The sequence below is a fragment of the Xanthobacter sp. BG11Y11_SDJG genome, from assembly GCF_057364445.1.
The window spans coordinates 1-1,164 of sequence record NZ_JBNFNU010000710.1; the positions used below are offsets into that span (position 1 = coordinate 1).

Annotated in this window: 2 protein-coding genes; both read left to right on the plus strand. The window is 73.0% G+C overall.

The window, feature by feature from the left end; all coding sequences use genetic code 11:
• Window positions 1-725: FecR family protein (locus AC2W7M_RS25965; RefSeq protein ID WP_486136027.1), on the plus strand; the 725-nt coding region annotated here is incomplete at its 5' end.
• Window positions 726-824: 99 nt separating this feature from the next.
• Window positions 825-1,164: STN domain-containing protein (locus AC2W7M_RS25970; RefSeq protein ID WP_486136029.1), on the plus strand; the 340-nt coding region annotated here is incomplete at its 3' end.

The window sequence follows — 1,164 nt, forward strand, 5'->3', positions numbered from 1 at the left end:
CGGCCCGTCTCCTGCGCCGGCCGCTCGCCCTCGCCGCCGCGGCCGCGAGCCTCGCACTCGCCGTCTGGCTGGGACCGACGCTGCTGCTGCGCCTTCAGGCCGACCACATGACCGCGGTGGGCGAGCGCATGTCGGTCGCCCTGCCGGACGGCTCGGCCATGCAGCTCAATTCGGCCACCGCCGTCGCGCTCGACTTCGCCGGCGGCCGCAGAGAGGTGCGGCTTCTGGAGGGCGAAGCCTTCTTCGACGTGCGCCCGGATGCCGCCCATCCGTTCCGGGTCGCCGGACATTTCGGCACGGTCGAGGTGAAGGGCACCGCCTTCGCGGTCCGTCTGGAGCCGCGCGAAGATCAGGTGGTGCTCGAACGCGGCAAGGTCGAGGTCGCGCTGCGCGAGGACCCGCAGGAGCGCGTCGATCTGCATCCGGGCCAGATGGTGGGCGCAGGAGCGTCGGTGCTCTCGGCGCCGCGCGCGGTCGATCCCGCCCAGGCGCTGGCGTGGCGCGAAGGGCGCATCGTCTTCGACGACCAGCCGCTCGCCGACGTTCTGGCGGAACTCGGCCGCTACCGCAGCGGCATGGTTCTGGTGATGGACCCGGCCGCGAACGGGCTGCGCGTCAGCGGCAACTACCGCCTGGACGATGTGGACGGCGCCATCCGCACCCTCGCCGACGCCGCCGGCGTGGCCATCAGCCGTCTGCCCGGCGGCATCGTCATCCTGCGCTGAGCCGCAGATTTTTTTCCGGATGCGCGGGGCTCCCGCGTCATCAGTTCGAGGACGCGAAGACGGCGCGACCCTCCTTCTGAATGACGAGGGCAGACTTCCATGGAACGACCGGCTGGACGCAAGCCAACACGCGCTCGGGCCGCGCTCGCCGCGCTGGCGCTGACCTCGGCGCTGGGCGGATGCCTCTGGGCGCTCGTGCCAACGGGCGCGCAGGCGCAGCAGGCGCCGTCCCCGGACCAGGCCATCGCCTTCTCGATCCCAGCCCAGCCCCTGCCGGCGGCGATCAACGCCTTCATCCGCGCCACCGGCTGGCAGATCAGCTATTCCTCCGATCTCGCCCGCGGCCGGACCGCCGCCGCGGTGGTCGGCACCATGACCCCGGCGCAGGCCCTGTCCCGGCTGGTGGCGGGCACCGGGCTGAGCGTGCGGTCGGCGGCGC